This window comes from Oxalicibacterium sp. (assembly GCF_035565035.1).
In the GTDB taxonomy this organism is placed as follows: Bacteria; Pseudomonadota; Gammaproteobacteria; order Burkholderiales; family Burkholderiaceae_D; genus Oxalicibacterium.
Genome location: NZ_DATMTD010000065.1, coordinates 20,726 through 45,781, shown reverse-complemented (window position 1 = coordinate 45,781; position 25,056 = coordinate 20,726). Strand labels below are relative to the sequence as shown.

Sequence of the window (25,056 nt, the reverse complement as noted above, 5' to 3'; positions counted from 1 at the left end):
GGGAGCACCGTAATGGGTAAATTTTTCATCGACCGCCCGGTTTTTGCCTGGGTGCTGGCCATCTTCATCATGCTGGCCGGCGCTCTCGCAATCACCAGTCTGCCGGTCGCGCAGTATCCGAACATTGCGCCGACAACGATCGTCATTACCGCCAACTATCCCGGCGCTACTGCACAAACGCTGGATGACAGCGTCACCAGTATCATCGAACAGGAAATGAACGGTGCCGACGGTCTGCAGTATGTCGAATCTCAGAGTCAGGCAAACGGTCAGGTACAGATCACCGTTACCTTTTCCGCAGACACCAATGAGGATCTGGCGTCGGTCGACGTTCAGAACCGCCTGAAACGCGTCGAAGCCCGCCTGCCGTCCGTTGTGACGCAACAGGGTCTGATCGTCACCAAGTCGCGTAGTAACTTCCTGATGTTCATCGGTCTGTCATCGACGGACGGATCGCTCGATCCGGTCGCGCTGGGCGATTACCTGTCGCGTAACGTGCTCAATGAAATTCGTCGTCTTCCCGGTGTCGGTCAGGCTCAGTTGTTCGGCACCGAACGTGCGATGCGCGTCTGGATCGATCCGAACAAGCTGGTGGGCCTGAACCTGACGCCGAGCGATGTCAGCACGGCGATCCGCAATCAAAATGCACTGGTGGCAGGCGGCACGCTCGGCGATCTGCCAAGCCCGCAAACGCAGCAGATCACGGCAACGGTGGTCGTTGCAGGCCAGCTGACCTCGCCGGAGCAGTTCGGCAACATCATCCTGCGCGCCAACAAGGACGGTTCGACGGTGCGTCTGCGCGACGTGGCGCGCATCGAAGTCGGCGGTCAAACCTACCAAACCTCGGGTCGTCTCGATGGTGCGCCGACCTCCTTTATCGGTGTGCAGCCTTCGCCAACAGCCAACGCATTGGGCACGGCAACGGCGGTCCACAAGAAGATGGATGAGCTGGCCAAGTATTTCCCGGCCGGTGTGAAATACACGATCCCTTACGACACGTCGAAATTCATCAAGATCTCCATCGAGGAAGTCGTCAAGACGTTGCTGGAAGCCATCCTGCTGGTGTTTCTCGTGATGTATCTGTTCCTGCAAAACCTGCGTTACACGATCATTCCAACGATCGTGGTGCCGGTTGCGCTGATGGGAACATTTGCGACGTTGCTGCTGTTCGGCTTCTCGATCAACGTGCTGACGATGTTCGGCATGGTGCTGGCGATCGGTATTCTGGTCGACGATGCGATCGTCGTGGTGGAGAACGTCGAACGCATCATGAGCGAGGAAGGCCTGTCGCCACGCGATGCAACACGCAAGGCGATGGGACAGATTAGCGGTGCGCTGATCGGTATCACGCTGGTGCTGATCGCCGTGTTCATCCCGATGGCGTTCTTCGGCGGCGCGGTCGGCGCGATCTATCGCCAGTTCTCGCTGTCGATGGTGGCCTCGATGGTGTTCTCGGTGCTGATGGCGTTTACGCTGACGCCGGCGTTGTGCGCCACGATCCTGAAACCTGTCGAAGCCGGTCATCACCATGACAAGAAAGGTTTCTTCGGCTGGTTCAACCGTCGCTTCAACCGGACGGCGAATTCCTACCAGGGATTCATCGGCAAGATGCTGACGAAGACCGGCCGCTACATGATCGTGTACGTGTTGATCGTGGCCTGTGTCGGCCTGCTGTACGTCCGTCTGCCGGCATCGTTCCTGCCGAATGAAGATCAAGGCTACATCATTACCAATATCCAGTTGCCGGCAGGTGCCAGTACCGCGCGTACCCTGGAAGTGGTGAAACAGGTGGAAGACTATTATCTGAAGCAACCGGCAGTCGAGCATGCAATCGGCATTCTGGGCTTCAGCTTCTCGGGCAACGGTCAGAATGCTGCGCTGGTTTTCACGCCTTTCAAGGATTGGAGCGAACGTGGCGCAGGCGAAACGGCCGATGCCATCGCCGGCAAGGCCTTCGGTGCCTTCTCGACGATCAAGGACGCCATCGTGTTCCCGCTGAACCCGCCGCCAATCCGCGAACTGGGTAATGCGACCGGCTTTACCTTCCGTCTGCAGGATCGCGCCGGCCTCGGACACAATGCGCTGGTCGCAGCGCGCAATCAGTTGCTCGGCCTGGCAGCACAAAGCAAGGTCGTGGCAGGCGTGCGTCCGGAAGGACTGGAAGATGCGCCGCAGCTGCAGCTTGATATCGATCGTGACAAGGCCAACTCGCTTGGCGTACCGTTCGAGACAATCAACAGCGTTCTGTCCACCGCGCTCGGATCGTCCTACATCAACGACTTCCCGAATCAGGGTCGCCAGCAACGTGTGATCGTGCAGGCGGATTCACAACGTCGTTTGCAGCCGGACGATCTGACCAAACTGTATGCACGCAGCAGCGATGGCAAGATGGTGCCGTTCTCGTCATTCATGACGTCGAAATGGATCACCGGACCGGTCCAGTTGATTCGCTACAACGGCTATCCGGCGATGAAGATTTCCGGCGCACCTTCACCTGGTCACAGTACCGGTGAAGCGATGAAGGAAATGGAATCGATGATGTCCAAGCTGCCGCCGGGCTTCGGCTATGAATGGACTGGTCAGTCGCTGGAAGAAAAAACCTCCGGCTCGCAGGCTCCCGCCCTGTATGCACTGTCGCTGATCGCCGTCTTCCTGGTGCTGGCGGCGTTGTATGAAAGCACGTCGATCCCGCTCTCCGTGATGCTGGTGGTGCCACTCGGCATTCTCGGTGCGCTGCTTGGCGTCACGTTGCGCGGCATGCCGAATGACGTGTACTTCAAGGTCGGCATGATTGCAGTGGTCGGGCTGTCAGCGAAGAACGCCATTCTGATCATCGAGTTTGCGAAGGATCTGCAGGCGCAGGGCAAGGGACTGATCGAAGCGACGCTGGAAGCGGTTCACCTGCGATTCCGTCCGATCATCATGACATCGATGGCGTTCATCCTCGGCGTGCTGCCACTGGTGATCGCGTCCGGCGCCGGCTCTGCCAGCCAGCGTGCAATCGGTACAGGCGTGATGGGCGGCATGATCACGGCCACGGTGCTCGCGGTGTTCCTGGTACCTGTGTTCTTCGTGGTCGTTCGCACCATCTTCAAGGGTAACGAACGTCAACGTCGCATGTATGCGGCGCACAAGCCACGCAATGAGGATGAAGAAATATGATCAAGCAAATGACGTTATGCCTGCTGGTGGCAGGCGTGGTAAGCGGATGTTCGATGGCGCCGAAGTACGTGCGCCCGGATGCGCCGGTTGCAGCAACCTATGCGGGACAGACCGAAGCAGACGGTCAGGCAGCGTCCGCCTCGCAAACGCATGTGGCAGAAATAGGCTGGCGCAACTTTTTCCCCGATCAACGTCTGCAGTCGTTGATCGGCACCGCACTTGTCAATAACCGCGACCTGCGTGTTGCCGCATTGCGCATCGAGGAAGCACGCGCGCTGTACAACATCCAGTCGGCCGATCTCTATCCGAACCTGAATGTCACGGCGACCGGCAACCGGGGACGCACGCCGGCTTCGATCTCGCCGACCGGCACCTCGGTCGTCACCAGCAACTATCAGGTCGGACTCGGGCTCGCGGCATTCGAGCTCGATTTTTTCGGTCGTGTACGCAGTTTGAGTGATTCCGCACTGGCACAGTATCTGGCGACGGAAGAAGCACAGCGTGCCGCGCACATCAGCCTGGTAGCGGAAGTGGCTACCGCCTATCTGACCGAACGCGGCTACGCCGAACAATACGATCTGGCCAAGCGTACGTACGAAACGCGTGCCGATGCCTACAAGCTGGCCAAACAGCGATTCGATGTTGGCGCCTTGTCTGCACTGGACCTGCAACAGGACGAAGCTCTGCTGCAAACGGCGCGTGTGGCACAACTGGCACTCGCGCGACAGCGTGCACAGGCATGGAATGCGCTGACCCTGCTGGTCGGCCAGCCGCTGACCGATCTGCCGCCTGCAGAAGATCTGTCGAAACTGGATCTCGCCACCGACCTTCCCGCCGGCTTGCCGTCCGATCTGCTGACGCAGCGTCCCGACATTCGCAGCGCAGAGCAGTCGCTGATTTCTGCCAACGCCAACATCGGCGCGGCACGCGCAGCGTTCTTCCCGCAGATTTCGCTGACGGCTGGCGTCGGCACGGCGAGCAGTGAATTGTCCGGCCTGTTCGATGCCGGGTCGCGTGCGTGGTCGTTTGCACCGCAAATGATATTGCCGATCTTCCAGGGCGGCCGCAATATCGCCAACCTGAAATTGTCCGAAGTGCGCAAGAACATCGAAATCGCCACCTACGAGAAAACCATTCAAACGGCGTTCCGCGAAGTGTCCGACGCGCTGGTTGCACGCGGTCTGCTTGACGAGCAGATCGATGCCCAACTCAGAGTCCGTGATGCACAGGCAGAACGCCTGAAACTGGCCAACCAGCGTTTCGACAACGGCATTGCCAGCTCGCTGGACGTACTGGATGCAGAACGCGATCTGTTTGCCGCCGATCTCGATTTGGTACAGGTTCGACAACTGCGTTTGACAAATGCCGTCGACCTTTACCGCTCGCTCGGCGGTGGGCTGCTGGAAACGACCGCTGTGTCGTCAACGGCAACAACGGTACCGACACCGGCGCAGTAACGACAGTTATATGGAATGAAAAAGAGGCCCGTCAGGGCCTCTTTTTTTTAGTATCGCTGCAGCCTGACTGGCATTCGATCCCGATTCAGGCTGCAATCGTACTCACCCGGTGATGACTGCATGACGCGAATTCGTCGTCAGCATGATCTCTGCTGCCAGCGTCCTGGCCAGCGGTTCGAATACTGCACGACGGCGTTCCGTCAACAACTCGCCCGGCATTCCGTTTACCAACGATGTGATCTTGCAATTTCCCCTGGCGCAGACGCTCAGCATGATCTGCCCCAGTTGACCGAGTTCGGCGTGGCGAAGGATGTATTCGTAGGATGTGGTTGAAATCGATTTGCGTTGCGCGGTGACGTTCGACGGCAATTGAAATGACATGTGACAGCTCTCCTTGTTGCCGCACATTCTGGCCCTCCTCGCGGGATTTTCGTATCCCGTTTACATGGGATGTTGGCCTGCATGCGAGCGATTGATCAGGCACCGATTTTGTCATTCAGGCAATGCTCTGCGGATACAAGTTGTAACACTCCTTACCGATTCAAACTGGTTGCAAATCACGTCTTCGTATTAAATGGAATCATTCAATCACGGAGATGAATCATGAAAAAATATCTCGGCATTTCGGCAGGCATCGTGGCAGGCGTATTGCTGCTGTCAACCGCGCCGGCAATGGCACGCGTGGATGTCGATGTGCATCTCGGCGTGCCGGTCGCACCCGTCTATGCACCTGCCCCGGTTTATGTGGCACCGCGTCCGGTCTATGTTCAACCGCGCCCGGTTTACGTTCATCCGCACCGGTATTACCATCACAAGCGTTACTATCGTGACAACGATCGTGACGGCGTGCCGAATCGCTACGATCGCCGTCCGAACAATCCATACCGTTATTGATCGCCGGGTCTTCATGACCGGTGACTGCAAAGGCCATGTGTCATGAAAATCAATCGATCGGCAATGAAATATCGCCACACCCTTTTCGTCTCGCTGACTGTCGCTACCCTGCTTTCCGGCGCAAGCACTTTGGCCGTTGCAGAACGCGTCAGCAGCTACAGCATCGAGCAGCAACAGCGCGATATCCACATGCGTATTCAGCAAGGTATCGATACCGGCCTGATTACACAGGATGAAGCGGAAAAACTATCCAGGCGTGAACGCGACATCCGGTTTCGCGAAGCACGTATCAAGAACGATAATTACACTTCGCCACAGGAACGCGACAGCCTGCAACGCGACCTGAATGCACTGCGGGCCGATGTCGAACGCAAGCTGTCAAACAACCGGCTGACCGCCCAACCTCAAGGCTATCTTCCCGATATTGCGGGGCGAGAGGAGCAGATCGGAAAACGCATCGATTACGGCATTTCGGTCGGCTTGATCACGCGCACCGAAGCGCAACGGCTGCGACAGCGCGAAAACGATATTTACCGGCGCGAAACCGGCTTCCGTGCCGACGGCCGCGTCACCCCATCGGAACGGGAGCAGTTGCAACGCGATCTGGACAAATTGACGCGCGACGTGGATCGCTTGCTGAACAATGGTCGCGTGCAGCGACGCTGAGCATGCACTTCGTTTTGCCCATTTGCTTGGCACAATAAAAAACCGGTCTGTCGACCGGTTTTTATTACAGGAAGCAACCTCATTCGCCGTACGGGCCGCAGCAACTGCAAGGTCCCTGTCCGTGCGGGACGTAACGGTAATCCACCGGCTTCCCATCTTTCTGTTCCGTATCGGCAACCTCACCGCTCAACGGTTTTTCGTTCATGACCGCTGATTTCTCGTCTGCTTTTTCTGCAATTCACTCATGGTCGCTCCGGTCTACATCTGTTGTTATCGCGCAGCCATTGACTGTGGAACAAGCAAGGGCGCGAGAAGTGTCATTGTACGTTCTGTCGCGCCGCCGTGTTGTTGCGAGAACTGGCGGGCATTTTCACCCATCTGTTTGCGCTCGCGTTCATCCAGCAAAAGCGACGTTGCCTGCTTCATCAACTCCTCCGCATCTGCGATCCGCAATGCCGCTCCTGCCGCAATGGCATTGTCGGCAGCATCTGCAAAATTGAACGTATGCGGTCCGATCAGCACCGGTTTGCCGACTGCACATGCTTCGATCAGGTTATGGCCGCCAAGCGGTAACAAACTGCCGCCGACGAAGGCGATATCGGATGCGGCATAGTAGGCGAACATCTCGCCCATCGAATCACCGAGGAAAACACGTGCATCGCCAATCGGCGTGTCGCCTGCTGATGAGCGACGTGCCAGCGACAGACCGCGTGCCGTGATCATCCGGGCAATTTCATCGAAACGTTGCGGATGGCGCGGCACGATTACCAGCAGCGCATCCGCCACGTCCAGCGACGGCAATGCATCGAGAATCAGCGCCTCCTCGCCGTCACGTGTGTTGGCACATGTCAGCACCGCCCGCTGGCCGAATTGCGCACGCAATGCAGCCCCACGCTCCAGCATCGCAGCAGGCGGCACCACATCGAACTTGATGCTGCCGGTTACGTGAACGTTCGGCGCACCGAGCTGCCTGATGCGTTGTGCGTCGCCGTCGGTCTGCGCCGCGACACATGACATCGCCGCAGCCGCTTCCCCAAAAAGCGCAGGAAAACGCAATGCCCGATTCAATGAACGTTGCGACAGACGCGCGTTGACCAGCGCCACCGGAACCCGACGTTGCGTACATTGCGCCATCACGTTCGGCCACACTTCGGTTTCCATCAATACGCACAATTGCGGCCGAAAATGACGCAGAAATCGTCCGACCATCCAGCCGGTATCGTAGGGAAGATAACTCTGGATCACGCGATCCTGTTTGCCGAACAGTTCACGGCCCGTCGCTCGGCCGGTCGGCGTCATGTGCGTCAACAGGATACGGTGCGCCGGATAAGCTGCCAGCAAGGCATCGATCAGCGGCTGTGCGGCGCGCGTTTCGCCAACGGACACGGCATGCACCCAGAGAATCGGCGATATCCCGTCATGCGCCACGTCGCCGTAAAAGCCGAGCCGCTCGGCCACATGGCGCCGATACCCCGGCTCCTGGCGGCCACGCAGCAGCAATCGCAGCAACACGAGCGGCAGCGCGATCCACCAGGCAACGGAATAGATCAAACGCATCGGTTCGTGCTGCGGGCCTTGTCGGCGAACGCAGGGAAAAGGAGAGGTGAAAAGGGAAAGAATCGCATCAGCCGTATTATGCCGCGTCGGCCGATAGCGGTGTCATTCAGATACGCATGAACCGCGATACAAAGAAAATGCCGTCCGCGGCTTGTACCGGGGACGGCATTTTTGTCTCAGCTGCGGATCAGTACGGCATCACCGCGTCAGGTTTTGCCGCCGTGATGACGCGCTTGAATTCCGCCTGGATGTGTTGCAGCGCCTGTTGCGATTCCGCCTCGAAGCGCATGACGATCACCGGCGTGGTATTCGACGAACGCGCCAGGCCGAAACCGTCCGGATACTCGACACGCAAGCCATCGATCGTGATGATCTGATCCGAGCCTGGGAATTTCGCTTCGGCCTGCAATTTGGCGATCAACGGGAAGCTTTCGCCTTCCGCCAGTTTCAGCTGCAGTTCCGGCGTGCTGACCGATTGCGGCAACGCGTTCAGCACGGCTGACGGATCTTGTTCGCGACTCAGCAATTCCAGCATGCGCGCACCGGCATACATGCCGTCGTCAAAACCGTACCAGCGATCCTTGAAGAAAATGTGACCGCTCATTTCGCCACCGAGCGGTGCACCGGTTTCGCGCATCTTCGCCTTGACCAGCGAATGACCAGTTTTCCACATCAGCGGCTTGCCGCCGTATTGTTCGATCCACGGTGCCAGATGGCGCGTGCATTTGACGTCGTACAGAATCTGTTCGCCCGGATGACGCGTGAGCACGTCCTTCGCAAACAGCATCAACTGACGATCCGGATAAATGATCTGACCGTCTTTTGTCACCACGCCGAGACGATCGCCGTCGCCATCGAACGCCAGGCCGATTTCGGCATCGGTTTCCTGCAGGCACTTGATCAAGTCCTGCAGGTTTTCCGGATGCGCAGGATCGGGATGATGGTTCGGGAAGGTGCCATCGACTTCACAAAACAGTTCGATGACTTCGCAACCCATTGCACGGTAGAGATCGCCGGCAAATGCACCGGCCACGCCGTTGCCGCAATCGATGGCGATCTTCATCGGCCGCGCCAGCTTGGCATCGCCAGCAATGCGTTTCAGGTAGGTGTCGGCAATATCGTAGGTGCGATAGCTGCCCTTGCCTTCGACAAATTTGTCTGCAGCGATTGCCTGATACAGCTGCTGGATCGTCTCGCCGTAAATCGCCTCGCCGGCCAATACCATCTTGAAGCCGTTGTAGTCGGGCGGATTGTGACTGCCGGTCACCATGATCCCGGACGGCGTATCGAGCACCTGTGTGCCGAGATACAGCACTGGCGTGGCGACCACGCCCAGATCGACGACATCGACGCCGACCGACTGCAGTCCTTCCGCCAATGCGCTGGCCAGTTCGGCCCCCGACAAACGACCGTCGCGACCGAGCACGACAATCTGTTCACCTTTGGCGCGCACTGCGCTGCCGAAGGCGCGACCGATATCGCGCGCGATGCCGGCGTCGAGCGTCTTGCCGACAATGCCGCGGATGTCGTAAGCCTTGAAAATTCCTTGCGTGAGAGTCGCCATATGAAACCGTGATCCTTTCAGAAAAATTCACACCATCGCGAACGGCGATGGGAAGATGCGCAAGAGAAATACTTAGCCGCCATTTTAACTGCGACGTATTGCATTTGACGTATCGAGGAGAAATCCGGGAGAACGATGTCAGCAGCATTACATTTCCCTGTACAAAACACCTGTAAATCAGGGCGTGGGAAGTAAAACCTGCAAAACAGTCGAGTCGAATTGAAATCTCCGCGGTATGACACGCGTCCGGCATGCTAAGTTTCAATAAAACACATCGCGTCATCTCACCAAAGACGGATGATTCTCCGCTCTTTATAATCACTTGCGGATTCCACTGTATGCTGCATCCATGACCACTTATGCTATCGGCGACCTGCAGGGCTGCAATAACCAGCTCGTCGTCCTTCTCGAAAAAATCGATGCGATTACCCCGAATGCACAATTCGTCTTCGTCGGTGACATTGTCAATCGCGGTCCACAATCGCTGGCAACGCTGCGACATGTTCGCGCACTGGAGGACCGCGCCCGCATCGTTCTCGGCAATCACGATCTGAATCTGCTGGCAGTCGCATGCGGATTGCGCCAGCCGCACGCAGCAGATACGCTCGATGACATTCTTGCCGCCGACGATCGCGATGAGCTGATCACCTGGTTGCGACATCAGCCACTGGCGCTGGAACAGAATGGACATCTATGTGTGCACGCCGGCGTCCTGCCGCAGTGGACTGCGCAGCAAACGCTGGATCTTTCACGCGAAGTGGAAGCGTCGCTGCAAGGACCGAACTGGCAGGATTTTCTGAAGAAGATGTACGGCAATCAGCCGGATCGATGGGACGACAATCTGCAGGGAGACGATCGTCTTCGCTGCATCGTCAACGCATTGACGCGCATACGCTACTGCCATCCCGATTCGAGCATGGATCTGAAAACATCGGAGAGTCTTGCCAATGCGCCTGACGGATTGCAACCGTGGTTCGATCTGCCGCAACGACAAACTGAAGACGTCACTGTCGTCTTCGGTCACTGGTCGACGTTGGGACTGACATTGCGCCCGAATCTGATCGGACTCGATACCGGTTGTGTGTGGGGCGGCAAGCTGACTGCGGTCAACCTGCAGGATCGTTCTATCGTGCAGGTCGACTGCCCGCAACATCAGCAGCCGGGAAAGAAAAATCAGACGCTGCGTTCGGCCTCGACAACATAACCGAGTCCGGCGGCAATCGATTGTCGCGCAGCCACCGCCAGATCCCGACGATGCATGCCGGTCGAGTCGATCAATGGCAACGGCATCAACTGCGCCATCATCCTGCCGGAGCGCATGATCAGCAGCATGCTGTCGACAAAGGTCATGTCGCCAATGAAATCGGCCGCGCCGTGCAGATTCCGTTTCTCATCGACATAACGCAATGCATACGGCTGCACTGGTACGTTCGCCTCGATGGCGGCTTCGAACAGATTGGGATGAAACGGCAGCAACGTGCCTTGTGCGGCGGTCGTCCCTTCCGGGAAAAAGGCGATGCGTTCACCCTTCTTCAGGCTCACGACCAGACCTTCATAAACATGCCTGATTTCGCGCTGCTTGCCGCGCGCGATGAAAACCGTGCCGGATTTTTCGCACAGCCAGCCAAGCGCAGGCCAGCTACGGATATCCGCCTTGGCGACGAAACGACAAGGTTGCAACGAGTTGAGGACGAAGATATCGAGCCACGATACATGATTGGCGACGATCAGTTCCCCACCCTGATGCACCGCATTTTTCTCCGCCCGCACTTCGACCCTGATGCGCAAAATAGTCAGCAATCCGATTGACCAGCGTTTGATGCGTCGGTCGCGATTCGCAGCATTTACCCATGGAAAAACAACGGCAGCGGTCGCCAGTCCGGCAAGCAGATGCAGCATCACACGCAGAAATACCCACGCAATCATGCGACCGCCTTGCACACACACCGGTGCTGATTCATCCGGCAGTTGATCAGCGCTGGAATGCAATGTGCCCGGCAACCATCGTCATCTTCACCTGACCGGCCAGTTCGTAGCCGAGGAAAGGGGTGTGCTTGCCCTGGCTTGCCAGCACGGGTGCCGCAACTGTCCAGCGCACAGACGGATCGAACAGGCAGATATCGGCAACAGCGCCGACTGCAAGTTGCCCCGATGGCAGTCCGACGATACGTGCTGCATCGGACGTGATTTTCGCAATCGCGCGCGACAAGCCCTGTTTGGGTTCGCCGCATTCGTCGCCCCATTTCAAAGCCAGCGACAACAACAGTTCCAGACCGGTTGCTCCCGGCGATGCTTCGCCGAACGGCAGCAGTTTTTCATCGTCATCGACCGGCGTGTGGTCGGAACAGATCGCATCGACCGTACCGTCCAGCAATGCCGCACGAATCGCATCGCGATCGCGTTGGCTGCGCAGCGGTGGCGTCAGACGCGCGTTGGCATCGAAGAAGCCGATATCCATTTCGGTCATGTGCACATGATGCGCACCGACGTCACAGGTAATCGGCAAGCCTTCCTTCTTGGCGGCGCGCACCAGCTCCAGTCCGGCAGCGGTCGACATGCGGCACAGATGGACACGCGTACCGGTGACACGCACCAGTTCCAGAATCGTATGCAGCGCAACCGTTTCCGCCATTACCGGCACGCCGGACAGGCCGAGACGCGAGGCGACGGGACCACTGTGCGCGACGCCATTGCGACCAAGATGCGGATCCTGCGGGCGCAGCCACACGGTGTAATCGAAGGTCTTTGCGTACTGCATCGCACGCAGCAATACGGTCGTATCGAGAATCGGCTGATCGGCCTGCGCGAAGCCGATGCAACCGGCGTCGGTCAGCTCGGCCATTTCCGTCAGCGCTTCGCCTTTCAGACCGGTCGTCAACGCACCGAGCGGATAGACGTGTGCCTGATTCAGGTTCTTGGCGCGATGCTTGAGCATTTCGACCAGACCCGGTTCGTCCAGCACCGGATCGGTGTCTGGAGGACAAACGAGGCTGGTAACGCCACCCTGCACTGCTGCCTGCATCTCCGATTCCAGCGTCGCCTTGTGTTCGTAGCCCGGTTCGCGCAAACGCGCACTCAGGTCAACGAAGCCCGGTGCGACGACCAGCCCGTTTGCATCGATCGTTTTGGTCGCCGTGAAATCTGCCGGCGCCTTGCCGATGCCGACAATCTTGCCGGCGGCAATGAAGACATCCTGCTTTGCATCGATGCCGTTGGCCGGATCGACCAGATGACCATTCTTGATATGGATTTTCATCTCTTTTAATTTCCCGCCAAAATACTCATGACCGCCATCCGCACCGCAATGCCGAATGTCACCTGCGGCAGAATCACTGCCTGTGTGCCGTCTGCCACTGCCGATTCAATCTCGACGCCGCGATTCATCGGACCTGGATGCATGACGATCGCATCCGGTTTCGCCAATGCGAGGCGTTCCGTCGTCAGACCGTAACTCTTGAAAAATTCCTGCGCCGAAGGCAGTAGCGCGCCGCTCATGCGTTCATTCTGCAGGCGCAACATGATGATGACGTCAACGTCCTTCAAACCCTTGTTGATGTCGGTGAACACGCGCACGCCCATCTGCTCGAGTCCGCTCGGCAGCAGCGTGCGCGGACCGATGGCGCGCACTTCCGGCACGCCGAGTGTGGTCAGTGCGTGGATATCGGAACGAGCGACGCGGCTGTGCAGAATGTCGCCGACGATCGCCACCGTCAGATTGCTGAAATCCTTCTTGTAGTGGCGGATCGTGTACATGTCCAGCAGACCCTGCGTCGGGTGCGCATGACGGCCGTCGCCGGCGTTCACGACGTGCACATGCGGCTGCATCGTGTCGTTCAGATGTTTGGCGATCAGATAAGGGGCGCCGGATTCCGCATGACGCACGACGAACATGTCTGCATGCATGGCCGACAGGTTGTCGATCGTATCGAGCAGCGATTCGCCCTTGCTGGAGCTCGACGCGGCGATGTTCAGATTGATGACATCGGCCGACAGGCGCTTCGATGCGATCTCGAACGTGGTGCGCGTACGCGTCGAATTTTCGAAGAAGAGATTGAAGACGCTCTTGCCGCGCATCAGCGGCACTTTCTTCACCTCGCGATCGCCGATGCTGACAAATGACGACGCGGTGTCGAGAATGTGCAGGATGTTCGCCTTCGGCAGGCCTTCGATGGTGAGCAAATGTTGCAGCTCGCCGTTCTTGTTCAGTTGCGGATTATGCATGGTCTACCGTCAGGGATAGGCGGCCGTCGTCGGCCCGTTGAAGTACCAGCGATTGCCGGTCGGGAATGGAAATTGTCTGCGCCACGAAATCGGCGGCAATCGGCAGTTCGCGTTCGCCGCGATCAACCAGCGCCGCAAGAAGAATGCGTGCCGGACGGCCATAGTCGAACAATTCGTTGATCGCCGCGCGCGTGGTGCGGCCGGTGTACAGCACGTCGTCGACCAGCAGGATGGTGGCGCCATCGACATCGAACGGAATCTGCGTCGGCTTGACGTCGGTACGCAAGCCTTTTTCCGCGAAATCGTCGCGATAGAAAGAGACATCGATGAAGCCGAGGCGCTCGCCCAGCTGCATCTCCATCGCCAGCCGCTCGGCCAGCCACGCGCCGCCGGAGTGGATGCCGACGATCGCAACATTTTCTGCCTTTGCCAGACCGGCTTTGACTTGCGCCGACAGCGACTGATACAGCGCTTCGGCGTCGAGTTCAGGATTCGGTAGTGTCATCACGTTGTGCCATCGAAATATTGCTGCAAGATGATTGCGGCAGCCTGATCGTCGATCAGATCGCCACGTTGGTGTGAAATCACTGCGGATGAATAGCGTTCATCCACCAGCACCGTCGCCACATCAAACCGCCCATGCAACTGGTTGGCAAAACGCCTGCAACGCGCTGTCATTTCATGTTCTGCCCCATCCGGGTGGCTCGGCAGGCCGACGACGCACAGTGCGGGCTTCCATTGCTGCATCAATTCGGTGATGGCTGCAAATTTCTCGTCGTTGGTCGCGGCGCTGATGATGGTCAGCGGCTGCGCCTGCTTCAACAAGGTGTTGCCAACTGCGACGCCGATGCGCTTCAAGCCGAAATCGAAACCCAATATGGTTTCCACTACGCCCGCGCTCCGTCCGCCACATTTATCGCATCAAGCATGCCCTGCCTCGCCGCTCAGCATCAGCGGATCGATGCCCAGCAGTTTGAGCGCTGCGGCAAAACGCTGTTCCAGCGGCAGGTCGAACAGGATGGCCTGATCGGCACGAACCGTCAGCCAGCCGTTGCGCGTAATTTCATCCTCGAGCTGCCCTGCACCCCAGCCGGAACAACCGAGGCTGACCAGCATGCGATTGGGTCCATTGCCCGTCGCCACTGCTTCGAGAATATCCTTCGATGTCGTCAGCGCGACCTCTTCCGTCACCGGCATCGTCGATGAAAAGTCGCCAATCGGTGCGTGCAGCACGAAACCGCGGTCCGACTGTACCGGGCCGCCGTACATGACCGGCGCCTTTTCCACGTGCAGGTCAGGAACGATTTCCAGTTTCAGATCGATGCGGTTCAACAGCGTTTCGACCGTCATGTCAGTCGGCTTGTTGATGATCACGCCGAGTGCGCCGTTGGCATTGTGTTCACACAGGTAGACGACGGTCCCACCGAAAACAGGATCGAGCATGGACGGCATCGCGATCAAAAAATGATCGGCCAGATTCAGTTCGTCTTGATTCGGAATTTCGGGAGCGGAGGAAAAATCGAGAGAATCCCAGGGTGAGCCGGGTTCGTTGGCAGGGTTGCTGGTCTTACGTTGCTTCGACATGGCCGCTATTCTAGCAGTTTTGCCCGGCCGGTTTCGGCCGTTTTTTCATTCCATCGCCATGCCCCGGGCGGTTTTCCGGCATAGTGTCGTCTTCTTTCCGATGTAGACAACATAACAATTGCTCATGCCCCAATCCGGCACATCCCTGGTCTGGTTTCGCCGTGATCTGCGCAGCTTTGATCATGCGGCTCTCCATCATGCCCTGTCGCAAAGCCGGCGGGTCTTCTGCGTTTTCATCTTCGATCGCGCCATTATCGAACCGCTGCCGAAAAAAGATCGCCGTATTGCGTTCATCCACGCCAGCCTGATCGCGCTTGATGCCGAATTGCGCGCACTCGGTGGCAGTCTGATTGTTCTGCATGCCAATGCGGAAACGGCCATTCCGGCGCTGGCCGAGACATTGAAAGCCGATGCTGTTTTTACCAACCGCGATTACGAACCGCAGGCGATTGCACGCGACGCTGCGGTGGCCGTCGCGCTGACCGCACAAGGTCGCACTCTCCGTACGTTCAAGGACCAGGTTGTCTTCGAGAAGGACGAGATACTGACGCAATCAGGCACGCCATTCTCTGTATTCACACCTTACAAAAACGCGTGGCTGAAAAAACTGCACCTCGATTCGGACGTTGCCTGCCTGCGTTCTTATGACATCGAATCATTTCGTGATCGTTTTGCAGCACCGCGGAACGAGACAGGCAATGCGGGTATACCGACTCTCCCAGAACTAGGTTTCGAGGAAGTCGATCCAAACGGCGTGCCCGTTCCGACCGGTACGCATGGCGCGCAAATCCTGCTCGATGATTTTGCCGAGCGTTTGCATCACTACGACCGGACTCGTGATTTTCCCGCCGTCAAAGGTCCGTCCTATCTATCTGTCCATTTGCGGTTCGGCACCATTTCCATTCGCGCGCTGGCAAGACATGCACTCGATGCCATGCGTGCCGGGACAGGCGGTAACGGTGCCGCTGTATGGTTGTCGGAACTGATCTGGCGCGATTTCTACTTCATGATTCTCGCGCATCATCCGCAGGTGGTCGGCCATGCGTTCAAACCGGATTACGATGCCATCAAATGGGAACGGGGCACGCACGCCGAACGCCTTTTTCAGGCATGGTGTGACGGCCGGACCGGTTATCCGCTGGTCGATGCCGCAATGGCACAAATCAACCAGACCGGTTACATGCACAATCGTTTGCGCATGGTAACGGCCTCTTTCCTGATCAAGGATCTCGGCATTGACTGGCGCTGGGGCGAGCGTTATTTCGCAGAAAAACTGAACGACTTCGATCTCGCTGCCAACAACGGTGGCTGGCAGTGGGCTGCGTCCTCTGGATGCGACGCACAACCGTATTTCCGCATCTTCAATCCCGTTACGCAATCGGAAAAGTTCGACCCGGAAGGCAAATTCATCCGGCGTTATCTGCCGCAACTGGCAAAACTCGATGCCAAGGAAATCCACGCACCATGGCAATTGCCGGCAACCAAACTGGAAGCAACCGGCATTTCATTGGGAAAGAATTATCCGGAACCGATTGTCGTGCATGAAGAAGCACGCTCGCGAACCTTGCAACGATATGCCGTTGTCAGGAAAGTGACGAAGTGATCTTGCCTGCTCCGCGTCATCAAAAAAAATCCCGCACAAGGCGGGATTTTTTCATGACAACTGGATAAACAACCTGAACGATCAGCGCGCTGCCACCGACTTGCTGACAAATCCGGAAATCAATTCGAGCAATACATCTTCCTGATACGGTTTGCCGAGATACTCGTTGACGCCAAGTTCCATCGCAAAATTACGATGCTTGGCTGCCGTCCGCGATGTGATCATGATGATCGGAATACCGCGCGTACGTTCGTCGTCGCGCACATTGCGAGTCAGATCGAAACCATCCATGCGCGGCATCTCGATATCGACCAGCATGACGTCCGGCGTGATCGATTGCAAATGTTCCAGTGCATCGACGCCGTCCTTCGCCAGCACCACCTGATAACCTTCGCGCGTCAGCAAGCGTTGCGTCACGCGACGTACGGTCAGCGAATCGTCCACCACCATCACGATCGGTTGCGTACGCAAACCCTGCACCGGTTCGACATGGCGTGCGGCCGGTTCGAACGACGCCATTTCCGCCACGGCTCCCATGCCGTCCGGCGCATCGGATGCCGTCAAACGCGGCGCGCGAATGTTTTCCTGCGCGGCGCGTTGCGCCAGCGGTACCGGATTCAGGATCAGAACGATCTCGCCGGAACCAAGTACGGTCGCACCGGCAATACCGATCATCCGCGACAATTGCGGTCCGATGTTCTTGACCACGACTTCCCGGTTGCCGAGCACTTCATCGACGTGCAGTGCGACGCGATCGTTGCCGCTCTTCAGGATCAGCAACGGCGAATAATGCTGCGTGACCGGCGTTGCATCGATATCGCCAAGCAGAGCCGACAGATAATGCATCGGCACGCGTTGCGATTGCCACATCACCGCGCCTTCGTTGTATGCGGTAGCGAGCGGACCGGTCTTCAACTGCTGCACCTGTTCGACCAGTACCGACGGTACTGCATACGTCTTGCCGCCGGTCGACAGCAGCACGACCTGCGTGACTGCCAGCGTCAACGGCAGGTGAATCGTGAATTGCGCTCCCTTGCCCGGTTCCGAGGTAATCGAGACACGACCGCCCAGCGAGGCCGCTTCCGAACGCACAACGTCCATGCCGACGCCGCGGCCGGCCAGTTCCGTGATTTCTTCCGCAGTCGAAAAACCCGGATGGAAAATCATGTCGGTCACTTCCGCATCGGACAATTCGGCATCATCCGTCAGCAAGCCGCTGGCGATTGCCTTGTTGCGGATATTGTTGAGATTCAGACCCTGGCCATCATCCGAGAAGTGAATGACCACCTCGTTGCCTTCCTGACGGATTTCCACCAGCAGTTCGCCCGTTTCATTCTTGCCGGCAGCCTGGCGCCGCTCGCGCGATTCGATGCCGTGCACAATGGCATTACGTAGCAGATGTTCGAAAGGGCCGGCCATTTTTTCCAGCACGCTGCGATCAACTTCGACCGCGCTACCGCGAATATCGAGATTGACGCGCTTGTCCATTTCCTTTGCCGCCTGGCGCGTGACGCGGAACAGGCGTTCGGAGATGCTGGCAAATTGCACCATGCGCACCCGCATCAGATCCTGCTGCAGATCGCGCGTCAGCCGTGCCTGCATGCTCAGATCGGTGACTGCGCTGTCCACTGTGCGATTCAGGTTTTGCTGAACGGTACCGACGTCGCTGACGCTTTCGGCCATCATGCGCGTCAGTTCCTGCAAACGGGTAAAGCGATCGAATTCGAGCGGATCGAATTCGCGCTCTGCAGATGCACCCATGTTTGAACTGATCTGCGACTCGGCCTGCATTTCAATCTCGCGCAACTGATCGCGCAGACGCGAAACGTTTTCCGACAACTCGCCCAGCGATTGCCGCAATGTGCCGACTTCCGTTTCCAGCTTGGAGCGCGAGATCGATACCTCACCCGCCTGATTGACAAGGCGATCAAGAATGTCCGCGCGCACACGGACCAGCGGTGTCGACGCCGGCGCCGCCAGTGAACGCGTATTCGCATCCGCCGGCACGACCGGCATCGGCGCTGCACGATTGTCGGCTACCGGCATCAGGCTCTGCACCACCGGCGGCTGCTCTTCCGCGGTCGACGATTCTTCCGGTTGCGAGAACTGGCTGTCGGCCGTCACTGCCGGCTCGGCGGCGTCAGGCGACAGCAATTTTTCGAACAGATGCAAACCGTGATCGTAACGTCCAAGCAGATCGTCGAATGCCAACGCAGAGGGATAACCGGCATGCGTGATGTTTTCGATGCGGGTTTCCATCTCGTGCATGTGCTGACCGAGCGTCATTGCACCGGCCATGCGTGCACTGCCCTTGACCGTGTGCAGGATGCGCAGCAGCTGCTGAGGCAACGAAGCCTCACCCGGATTCTGCTGCCAGGCGCGCAATGCCTGCCCCATTTGCGGGAGCATGTCCTGGCCTTCCTCGATGAAGACGGCGAGCAGATCGGCGTCGATTTCGTCGTGGATGACCAGCGATGGATCGGCAAGTTCTTCCCCGTTACGCGGATAGACGGGTTCTTCAAATAACGCCTGCTCGGCAAGCGACGTGGTTTCACCCCCATGCACTGCGGGTTCGAATGACACATCGGTCGTTTTTACGACAGCCGGATCGAAAGCGACCGGAATGTCGATCGGTTCGACGGATGCCGTCGCACGCGAAACGGAACGTGCCTCCAGATCTTCCGGCATGCTTTCCAGAATCTGGACTTGCGCCGGTTCTTCATCCGGCATTTCTCCAAGCGCAAACATCTGCAGCATGAAACGGATTCGCTCAACGGCTTGCTCCAGCACATCGTATTCGGTCAGCAACAGCTTGACCGGTTTGCGTGCCAGATATTGAAGAACGGACTCCAGGGCATAGGCAATCTGGTGCAGCGGCATGAAACCGACGGTCGCAGAGCTGCCGGCCAGCGAATGCGAAGCATGTACGGCCTGGATGCTGACATGGCGATCCGGCTCATGACGCCATTCGGCGAAATCCATCGACAGCAGACGTACCAGCTCGTCTGTTTCCGCCAGATAGATATTGTGCAGCGGCAAACTGATTTCCAGATCGCCGATACGCTTGATGTTGTCATCGGCCCGTGCAGCCGGTGACGGCTTGCCCGGAAAATCGATCACATCCGCGACCGCTGACACGGAACTGTGTTCCGCCACGTCGGGAACGTTGTCGATCGCTTCGACAATGTCACTTCCAATCTCTTCGGACACGTTTTGCGTCTGTACTTCCGGCGCTGTATCGAAACGATGAAACTGCGCAAGCTCCTCATCGCTCAACTGGAGTTCTTCTGCCTCGGCAGCAACTGGGGATTCATTGATATCAAGGCCGAATCCATCATCCAAACCGTCGTCGTCGACTGCGTTTGGCACGTTTAACGGTGCATCGGATGTTTCAGCTACCGGCAACGATGGTTCATCAATACGGCTCTGCTCGCTTGCACCGTCATAATAGAAGGCATCGCCATTTTTCACGCGCTCCGATGCGTCGATCAGGGCACGGCCTGTGCGCTCGGAAAATCCGCGCGTATTCAGATCGTCGACCCATCCCTCCAGTACCGTCGCTGCATTGTCCAGCATCGTGTACAGATCAGGATCACCACCGCGCGTCTCGGACAAACGCAAATTCAGTACCTGCTCCACGCTCCACGCAGCTTCACCAAACGCGGCGAGGCCAACCATCCGACCGCTGCCTTTCAGGGTATGAAAAGAGCGACGCAATGTCGTCAGGTATTCCTGGTTGTGCGGTGCGTTGCGTGACGCCGGCAATGTCTGCCGTACGCAATCGAGGACTTCGACTGCTTCCGACAAAAAGATTTCGAGCAATTCGGCATCAATCGCCTCGTCGGTTTGCGGTGTTGCCTGTGCCGCAATTTCTGGTACCGATGGCGCCGCTTTTACAGGCGCTGCGGTTGCCAGTGCAATGTCTTCCATCGCATCGTGCGACGGCACGAAATCCGGATGCTCAAGCATGTCGAGAGCCGCACGTGCACGATCGTTCGCTTCCGGATTATCGACCAGGGTCGCGTCCAGACGCACCTGCTCGAGCGATTCCTTCAACTGCTCCTGCAGTAACGGATTCGTCGGCTCATCCATCAATGAAATCGCCAGTTCTTCCGACTGCTTCTGGTGATAGGCGAGCTCGGCCTCCACGGTTGGCAACGTTGTTTCCGCAGCCTGTTCCATCTGCGGAATTTCGACATCCAGCGACGCGTTCGATGATTCGTTACGTTCGGTCAGATTCGCGCGAAAGATGCCGCCTTGTTCGTCGAACGAAAAGCGATTCTTCGCGCCTTCCGGATGCAGTTGCAGTGTTTCGATGAAGAAGCTCAGTGCGCCGACGTTCTGCGCGACCTGTTCGAACTCCTGTTGCTCCGGCAGCTCTTCGGCATTGATGAAACGACGCACTGCCTGCTGCGTATGTTGTACTGCGCGCACGGCATCCTGTTGATCGAGGACGGACAACGCGCCGCTGATTTGATACATGATGCTGTCGATATCCGACAAGCCTTCGCGTTGTTGCGGATCGCGGAAATACTCGTCCAGCAGTTTTTCCACCTGGCGCAGACTTGATTGCATTTCACCGGACAAGGCAGCCATCGTCTGGCGTTCCTGCGCTTCTCGCGACATGTCATCCAGCCATTGCGCTGATTGCGTCAACGGTTCACCTGCTACGGCAGACAGCAGACGTGTCGTCAGTGCCTCGGCGCGGTCGGAAAAATCATCGGACAGATGGCTGATCTGCTGCAGTGCGTTCTCGACGAACAGCAGACTGGTGGCGATTTCAAGACTGAGTGTATCGCCCGGGCGGGAATGCGCCGCATGGCGTGCAATACCGCTGAGTTCGCGCAAGAGCTTTGCCAGCGCCGGCGCATTCAGGTGGCTGCCCGCATCCGCCAGTCCGGCCATTTCCTTCTCGAACGGTTGAGCCACACCAGCGTCGCCACTTGCGATGCGGTTCCACAGATTCTTTGCCTGCGCGAGTTTTTCCTTTGCGCCTGCCAGCGACTGCGCATCGATCTGGCCGTAACGTTTTTTCTCGTAATCGACCGGAACGACGCCATCGAGCTGATAGGCATTGCGAATCTGCTGTGCAATTGCCGATGGCTGTTCAACGCGCGCGATGAAAAACAGCGCATCCCGCAACAGGCGTTCTGTGATGCTCGACGAACCTTCGCTCAGACGACGAATTTGAAGGTTGATACGGGCAAACAGTTGTTTGACATACAGTTCGTTCTGCACCTGCCCGGCTGCGACCGCATCGGCAAAACCGTGCATGACCCACCAGAAACCGCGCGTCTGTGATGTGGCCTGCGCCTGCTCGACCCGCTGCACAATATCGCGCATCACGGCTGCACTGGCCTTGCCGGAACCGTCGTCCTTCAGGAACAACAGCAACGCGCGCTCGAAGCGCTTGCGCAAGGTGGCGTAATCATCGCGCGTCAGGGTCTGCGTTGCCGGCGGCAACTGCGGACGGATTGCCAGATTCGGGAAAAACAGATCGGCCGGATGAATGCGCTCGGCGCCGCGCACTTGCAGCAGCGCGCGATAGTACGGGAACAGCCGCACCGGTTGATGCGGCAAACCTGCCAGCAATTCTTCCAGATATTCGACCAGGGCCTGATAGGCGTGGCCGATCGCATCCACGTTGTCGTCGCCCGGTTCAAGCTGGCCCGACTCGAAACGATCGAACAGGTCTTCCACCGTCTCGGTAATGATGACGACGCCATCGACATCGACGATCTGCAATGCGCCGTGCGCCTGATGCAAATAGGTCTTTGCATGGCGCAGCGTGGTCGAACGCGTTTCGGCATCCTGCATCAACGCTTCGCCAAGTGCGACCTTGGAACGCGTCAATGCTTCACGGATTTCACCGATGACCCAAGACAGCGGGCCTGTATCGAAGTTTTCCCTGCTGCCTTGCGGCGCAGAAGAGGAAGGGGTATTCATGACTGCCTCGCGGTGCGTCAGTGACCGATCGCCGACCGGTCACCTCGATTGCTGTGGGGCCGAAGCCGCTGCAAACAAACTCGTGAATAACGTCAGGCCGTGACGCGGAAACGCGATACCGAGTTCTTCAACTCTTCAGCCAGTTTCGACAGTTCGCGAATCGACAGCGCGGTCTGCTGCGTACCCTGCTGCGTCTGCTCGGTCACCGTCAGAATGCCCTGGATGTTCTGCGCCACGCCGTTGGCCGATGTTGCCTGCTGTTCGGTCGCTGAAGAAATGCTTTGAATCAGTTCAGCCAGACGGTTCGAAACGCGACGAATATCGGCCAGTGCGGCACCGGCAGCGTCGGAAAGTTTTGCTCCCTCGACCACACCCTGCGTCGATTTTTCCATAGCGGCAACCGCATCGTGCGTATCGGTCTGAATGGTACGGACCAGCGCGCCGATCTGCTTGGTCGCTTCGCCCGAACGTTCCGCCAGTCGCTGCACCTCTTCCGCAACCACCGAGAAGCCGCGACCTGCTTCACCGGCCGATGCAGCCTGAATTGCCGCGTTCAATGCCAGCACGTTGGTCTGTTCGGTAATGTCGGAAATCAGTTCGGTGATCTCGCCAATCTCCTGCGACGATTCGCCGAGACGCTTGATTCGTTTCGAGGTTTCCTGAATCTGTTCGCGGATCTCGTTCATGCCCTTGATCGCGTTTTCCACCGCGCGGGCTCCCTGTTCTGCCGCCGTCACCGACTGACGCGCAACCTCTGCCGATTCGTTGGCGGATTTGGAGACATCGGTAATCTGTGTGGCCATCTCCAGTACGGCCTGACCGGTTTCCTGAATATCGCGCGACTGCTTTTGCGATGCAACCAGCAGTTCGGTCGAAATGTTCTGCGCCTGATTCGATGCCGACGTGACCTGCTCCGCCGTTTTCGTCACACGACCGACCAGGCCGCGCAACTCTTCCACCGTATAGTTGACCGAGTCGGCGATCGCGCCGGTGATGTCTTCCGACACCGTGGCCTGAATCGTCAAATCCCCGTCCGCCACTTCCTGCAATTCGTTCATCAGTCGCAGAATAGCGGCCTGGTTCTGATCGTTGGCCTGCTTGGCTTCCTCTTCCTGCTTCTGCGCTTCCAGACGCTGACCTTCCGCTTCCATCCGTCGCGCATCGGCTTCCTTCGTTCTGTTGCGACTGTCCTGCAGCAGAACGAGTGCGATACCTGCCGCAGAAAGCAGCGCGGCCAGTACGCTGACCAGCATCAGCCAGAACGGCCATGTCAGCGAATCCTGTTCGCCGCGATATGCCTGCTGCACGTCGTTCAGGCGCTGCTTCAGAGCCTCGTTTTCCTTGAAGATCAGTTCCTCGGCCTGTTTTGCCGCAATGAAGTTTTGCAGGTTGCCGAGAATCAGCGCAATCGATTTCTGGTATTCGGCGAACGACGCTTGCAGTTCCAGCAATTTATCGCGGGTGTCCGGCTCGGTCGTCTTCGCCAGACGCAGCGATTCACTGCCGTTCAGAAAGCCATCGGTAATTTCGCGGAAAGTATTGGTGTCCTTGCCCAGCAAGAATGCGGTTTCCGGGTTCACACCTTCCGAACTCAGAAATTCGTTTGCGCTTCGTGCCAGACGCTGGGTCAGCATCACCAGCGTGCCGGCTGCGGCGATTTCTCGCGGCGAAGCACCGCTCTGCGCTTTGAGGTTGGCGATCTGCTCCGCCAGTTCCAGCAGGTTAGGAGAAATGCCGTTCATGACTTCAAGGGTTGCACCGAAGCTGGTCAGTTCTTTTTCCAGTTTCAGGATCGCGGCAGCCGCCTTGTCGGAACCGGTCCACAGTTTTTGCGTTTCCTTCAGCATCGCATCCATCTGCGCATCCGGTGCGCTGATGTTACGTCCCTGATACACACCGCCCTTGGACAGTACCGCCAGATCGTTGTTGAATTCCTTGCGGCTGTCGGCCAGTTGCTTGAACGCCTCCTTGTTACCCTGAATCGCGTTTGGTGTCGCCTTGCCGACACGCTGCGAGTGCATCAGCGCATCACCCGCAATCTGCGTTTGTGTCGAAGTCAGTTCGGAATAATCAGCATTCAGCCAGACAAACACGGCCCCAAGAACCAGTGACCCGCCCAGCGTCGCCAGCAAGACACGAACCTGTTGTTGAAGTGGCAGGCCACCGATCAGCGGCAGGCGAATATCGCCGCTTTTCTCCAGCACGTCGCCGATGTAGGTTGCATTCGGGTTGACTGCACGAACGGATTCGATTCGCGTTTGCGTGTTCGGCGCGTCGGCCTGCCCGTCCTTGTTGGCGTCACTCCCCTGAGCCGCTGCATCTTTTTTATTTTGGGAAAAGAGCGGTAATTTAAACGCCATACTGATTCTCCTGACTCTGTTTTTATAGTGCGCCCGGGTTCA

General features: G+C 57.9%; 18 protein-coding genes. 6 read left to right on the top strand and 12 right to left on the bottom strand.

All coding sequences use genetic code 11. The features are described 5' to 3' along the window. Window positions 1–12 precede the first annotated feature (12 nt). Both VN114_RS06095 and VN114_RS06090 read left to right on the top strand, forming a co-directional pair. Window positions 13–3,162, top strand: a complete 3,150-nt coding sequence (locus tag VN114_RS06095) for an efflux RND transporter permease subunit (RefSeq protein WP_325513019.1) — start codon at window positions 13–15, stop codon at window positions 3,160–3,162. Beyond that, entirely contained in the window at window positions 3,159–4,619 is a 1,461-nt protein-coding gene (locus VN114_RS06090) for an efflux transporter outer membrane subunit (RefSeq protein ID WP_325513017.1), read from the top strand. The genes VN114_RS06095 and VN114_RS06090 overlap by 4 nt, the downstream gene beginning before the upstream one ends. A 102-nt stretch (window positions 4,620–4,721) precedes the next feature. On the opposite strand, the gene VN114_RS06085 is transcribed toward VN114_RS06090, so the two are convergent. Then, the gene (locus VN114_RS06085; RefSeq protein ID WP_325513015.1) at window positions 4,722–5,000 is read right to left on the bottom strand and encodes a hypothetical protein; all 279 of its coding nucleotides are present in this window, start codon (window positions 4,998–5,000) and stop codon (window positions 4,722–4,724) included. Between the two features lie 222 nt (window positions 5,001–5,222). Between VN114_RS06085 and VN114_RS06080 the strand changes: the two genes are divergently transcribed. Both VN114_RS06080 and VN114_RS06075 read left to right on the top strand, forming a co-directional pair. After that, complete coding sequence (locus VN114_RS06080) at window positions 5,223–5,513, top strand: hypothetical protein (RefSeq protein WP_325513013.1); 291 nt, start codon at window positions 5,223–5,225, stop codon at window positions 5,511–5,513. Between the two features lie 42 nt (window positions 5,514–5,555). Then, the gene (locus VN114_RS06075; protein WP_325513011.1) at window positions 5,556–6,179 is read left to right on the top strand and encodes a hypothetical protein; all 624 of its coding nucleotides are present in this window, start codon (window positions 5,556–5,558) and stop codon (window positions 6,177–6,179) included. Between the two features lie 79 nt (window positions 6,180–6,258). On the opposite strand, the gene VN114_RS06070 is transcribed toward VN114_RS06075, so the two are convergent. The 3 genes from VN114_RS06070 to VN114_RS06060 form a co-directional block, all read right to left on the bottom strand. Further along, window positions 6,259–6,384: a hypothetical protein gene (locus tag VN114_RS06070; protein WP_325513008.1), complete on the bottom strand. Its 126-nt coding sequence runs from the start codon at window positions 6,382–6,384 to the stop codon at window positions 6,259–6,261. 65 nt (window positions 6,385–6,449) lie between these two features. After that, complete coding sequence (gene waaA, locus VN114_RS06065; RefSeq protein WP_325513006.1) at window positions 6,450–7,736, bottom strand: lipid IV(A) 3-deoxy-D-manno-octulosonic acid transferase; 1,287 nt, start codon at window positions 7,734–7,736, stop codon at window positions 6,450–6,452. A gap of 187 nt (window positions 7,737–7,923) precedes the next feature. Further along, entirely contained in the window at window positions 7,924–9,300 is a 1,377-nt protein-coding gene (locus VN114_RS06060; protein ID WP_325513004.1) for a phosphomannomutase/phosphoglucomutase, read from the bottom strand. 349 nt (window positions 9,301–9,649) lie between these two features. On the opposite strand from VN114_RS06060, the gene VN114_RS06055 reads away from it, so the two are divergent. Beyond that, complete coding sequence (locus VN114_RS06055) at window positions 9,650–10,504, top strand: symmetrical bis(5'-nucleosyl)-tetraphosphatase (protein WP_325513003.1); 855 nt, start codon at window positions 9,650–9,652, stop codon at window positions 10,502–10,504. Here the strand turns inward: VN114_RS06055 and VN114_RS06050 are convergent. From VN114_RS06050 to VN114_RS06025, 6 genes are read right to left on the bottom strand one after another with little or no spacing between them, the layout of a single operon-like run. Beyond that, window positions 10,474–11,226, bottom strand: a complete 753-nt coding sequence (locus VN114_RS06050) for a lysophospholipid acyltransferase family protein (protein WP_325513001.1) — start codon at window positions 11,224–11,226, stop codon at window positions 10,474–10,476. The genes VN114_RS06055 and VN114_RS06050 overlap by 31 nt on opposite strands. Before the next feature lie 46 nt (window positions 11,227–11,272). Continuing rightward, a complete protein-coding gene (locus VN114_RS06045; protein ID WP_325512999.1) occupies window positions 11,273–12,556 on the bottom strand; it encodes a dihydroorotase in 1,284 nt (427 codons plus the stop codon). Between the two features lie 5 nt (window positions 12,557–12,561). Continuing rightward, window positions 12,562–13,521 carry an aspartate carbamoyltransferase catalytic subunit gene (locus tag VN114_RS06040; protein WP_325512997.1) on the bottom strand — a complete coding sequence of 320 codons (960 nt, stop codon included), beginning with the start codon at window positions 13,519–13,521 and terminating at the stop codon, window positions 12,562–12,564. Beyond that, entirely contained in the window at window positions 13,514–14,026 is a 513-nt protein-coding gene (gene pyrR, locus VN114_RS06035; protein WP_325512995.1) for a bifunctional pyr operon transcriptional regulator/uracil phosphoribosyltransferase PyrR, read from the bottom strand. The genes VN114_RS06040 and pyrR overlap by 8 nt, the downstream gene beginning before the upstream one ends. Then, the gene (gene ruvX / locus VN114_RS06030) at window positions 14,026–14,409 is read right to left on the bottom strand and encodes a Holliday junction resolvase RuvX (protein ID WP_325512994.1); all 384 of its coding nucleotides are present in this window, start codon (window positions 14,407–14,409) and stop codon (window positions 14,026–14,028) included. Before ruvX ends, pyrR begins: the two co-directional genes overlap by 1 nt. 33 nt (window positions 14,410–14,442) lie before the next feature. Further along, window positions 14,443–15,105: a YqgE/AlgH family protein gene (locus tag VN114_RS06025; RefSeq protein WP_325512992.1), complete on the bottom strand. Its 663-nt coding sequence runs from the start codon at window positions 15,103–15,105 to the stop codon at window positions 14,443–14,445. A gap of 124 nt (window positions 15,106–15,229) precedes the next feature. On the opposite strand from VN114_RS06025, the gene VN114_RS06020 reads away from it, so the two are divergent. Continuing rightward, window positions 15,230–16,708, top strand: coding sequence for a deoxyribodipyrimidine photo-lyase (locus tag VN114_RS06020; RefSeq protein ID WP_325512990.1), 1,479 nt, complete (start codon window positions 15,230–15,232; stop codon window positions 16,706–16,708). Between the two features lie 81 nt (window positions 16,709–16,789). Here VN114_RS06020 and VN114_RS06015 read toward each other — a convergent pair whose 3' ends face one another. Both VN114_RS06015 and VN114_RS06010 read right to left on the bottom strand, forming a co-directional pair. Further along, window positions 16,790–22,654 (bottom strand): Hpt domain-containing protein, encoded by a 5,865-nt coding sequence (locus VN114_RS06015; protein ID WP_325512988.1) that lies wholly within the window; start codon window positions 22,652–22,654, stop codon window positions 16,790–16,792. A gap of 92 nt (window positions 22,655–22,746) precedes the next feature. After that, window positions 22,747–25,014, bottom strand: coding sequence for a methyl-accepting chemotaxis protein (locus VN114_RS06010; RefSeq protein WP_325512986.1), 2,268 nt, complete (start codon window positions 25,012–25,014; stop codon window positions 22,747–22,749). Window positions 25,015–25,056 lie beyond the last annotated feature (42 nt).

Excerpts from the sequence above, each read along its gene's own strand:
- VN114_RS06070 (WP_325513008.1), bottom strand. The coding sequence starts at position 6,384 with ATGAACGAAAAACCGTTGAGCGGTGAGGTTGCCGATACGGAACAGAAA.
- VN114_RS06040 (WP_325512997.1), bottom strand. The coding sequence starts at position 13,521 with ATGCATAATCCGCAACTGAACAAGAACGGCGAGCTGCAACATTTGCTC.
- VN114_RS06095 (WP_325513019.1), top strand. The coding sequence starts at position 13 with ATGGGTAAATTTTTCATCGACCGCCCGGTTTTTGCCTGGGTGCTGGCC.
- VN114_RS06020 (WP_325512990.1), top strand. The coding sequence starts at position 15,230 with ATGCCCCAATCCGGCACATCCCTGGTCTGGTTTCGCCGTGATCTGCGC.
- VN114_RS06055 (WP_325513003.1), top strand. The coding sequence starts at position 9,650 with ATGACCACTTATGCTATCGGCGACCTGCAGGGCTGCAATAACCAGCTC.
- pyrR (WP_325512995.1), bottom strand. The coding sequence starts at position 14,026 with ATGACACTACCGAATCCTGAACTCGACGCCGAAGCGCTGTATCAGTCG.
- VN114_RS06015 (WP_325512988.1), bottom strand. The coding sequence starts at position 22,654 with ATGAATACCCCTTCCTCTTCTGCGCCGCAAGGCAGCAGGGAAAACTTC.
- VN114_RS06085 (WP_325513015.1), bottom strand. The coding sequence starts at position 5,000 with ATGTCATTTCAATTGCCGTCGAACGTCACCGCGCAACGCAAATCGATT.
- waaA (WP_325513006.1), bottom strand. The coding sequence starts at position 7,736 with ATGCGTTTGATCTATTCCGTTGCCTGGTGGATCGCGCTGCCGCTCGTG.
- VN114_RS06075 (WP_325513011.1), top strand. The coding sequence starts at position 5,556 with ATGAAAATCAATCGATCGGCAATGAAATATCGCCACACCCTTTTCGTC.
- VN114_RS06080 (WP_325513013.1), top strand. The coding sequence starts at position 5,223 with ATGAAAAAATATCTCGGCATTTCGGCAGGCATCGTGGCAGGCGTATTG.
- VN114_RS06010 (WP_325512986.1), bottom strand. The coding sequence starts at position 25,014 with ATGGCGTTTAAATTACCGCTCTTTTCCCAAAATAAAAAAGATGCAGCG.
- VN114_RS06025 (WP_325512992.1), bottom strand. The coding sequence starts at position 15,105 with ATGTCGAAGCAACGTAAGACCAGCAACCCTGCCAACGAACCCGGCTCA.
- VN114_RS06090 (WP_325513017.1), top strand. The coding sequence starts at position 3,159 with ATGATCAAGCAAATGACGTTATGCCTGCTGGTGGCAGGCGTGGTAAGC.
- VN114_RS06050 (WP_325513001.1), bottom strand. The coding sequence starts at position 11,226 with ATGATTGCGTGGGTATTTCTGCGTGTGATGCTGCATCTGCTTGCCGGA.
- VN114_RS06060 (WP_325513004.1), bottom strand. The coding sequence starts at position 9,300 with ATGGCGACTCTCACGCAAGGAATTTTCAAGGCTTACGACATCCGCGGC.
- VN114_RS06045 (WP_325512999.1), bottom strand. The coding sequence starts at position 12,556 with ATGAAAATCCATATCAAGAATGGTCATCTGGTCGATCCGGCCAACGGC.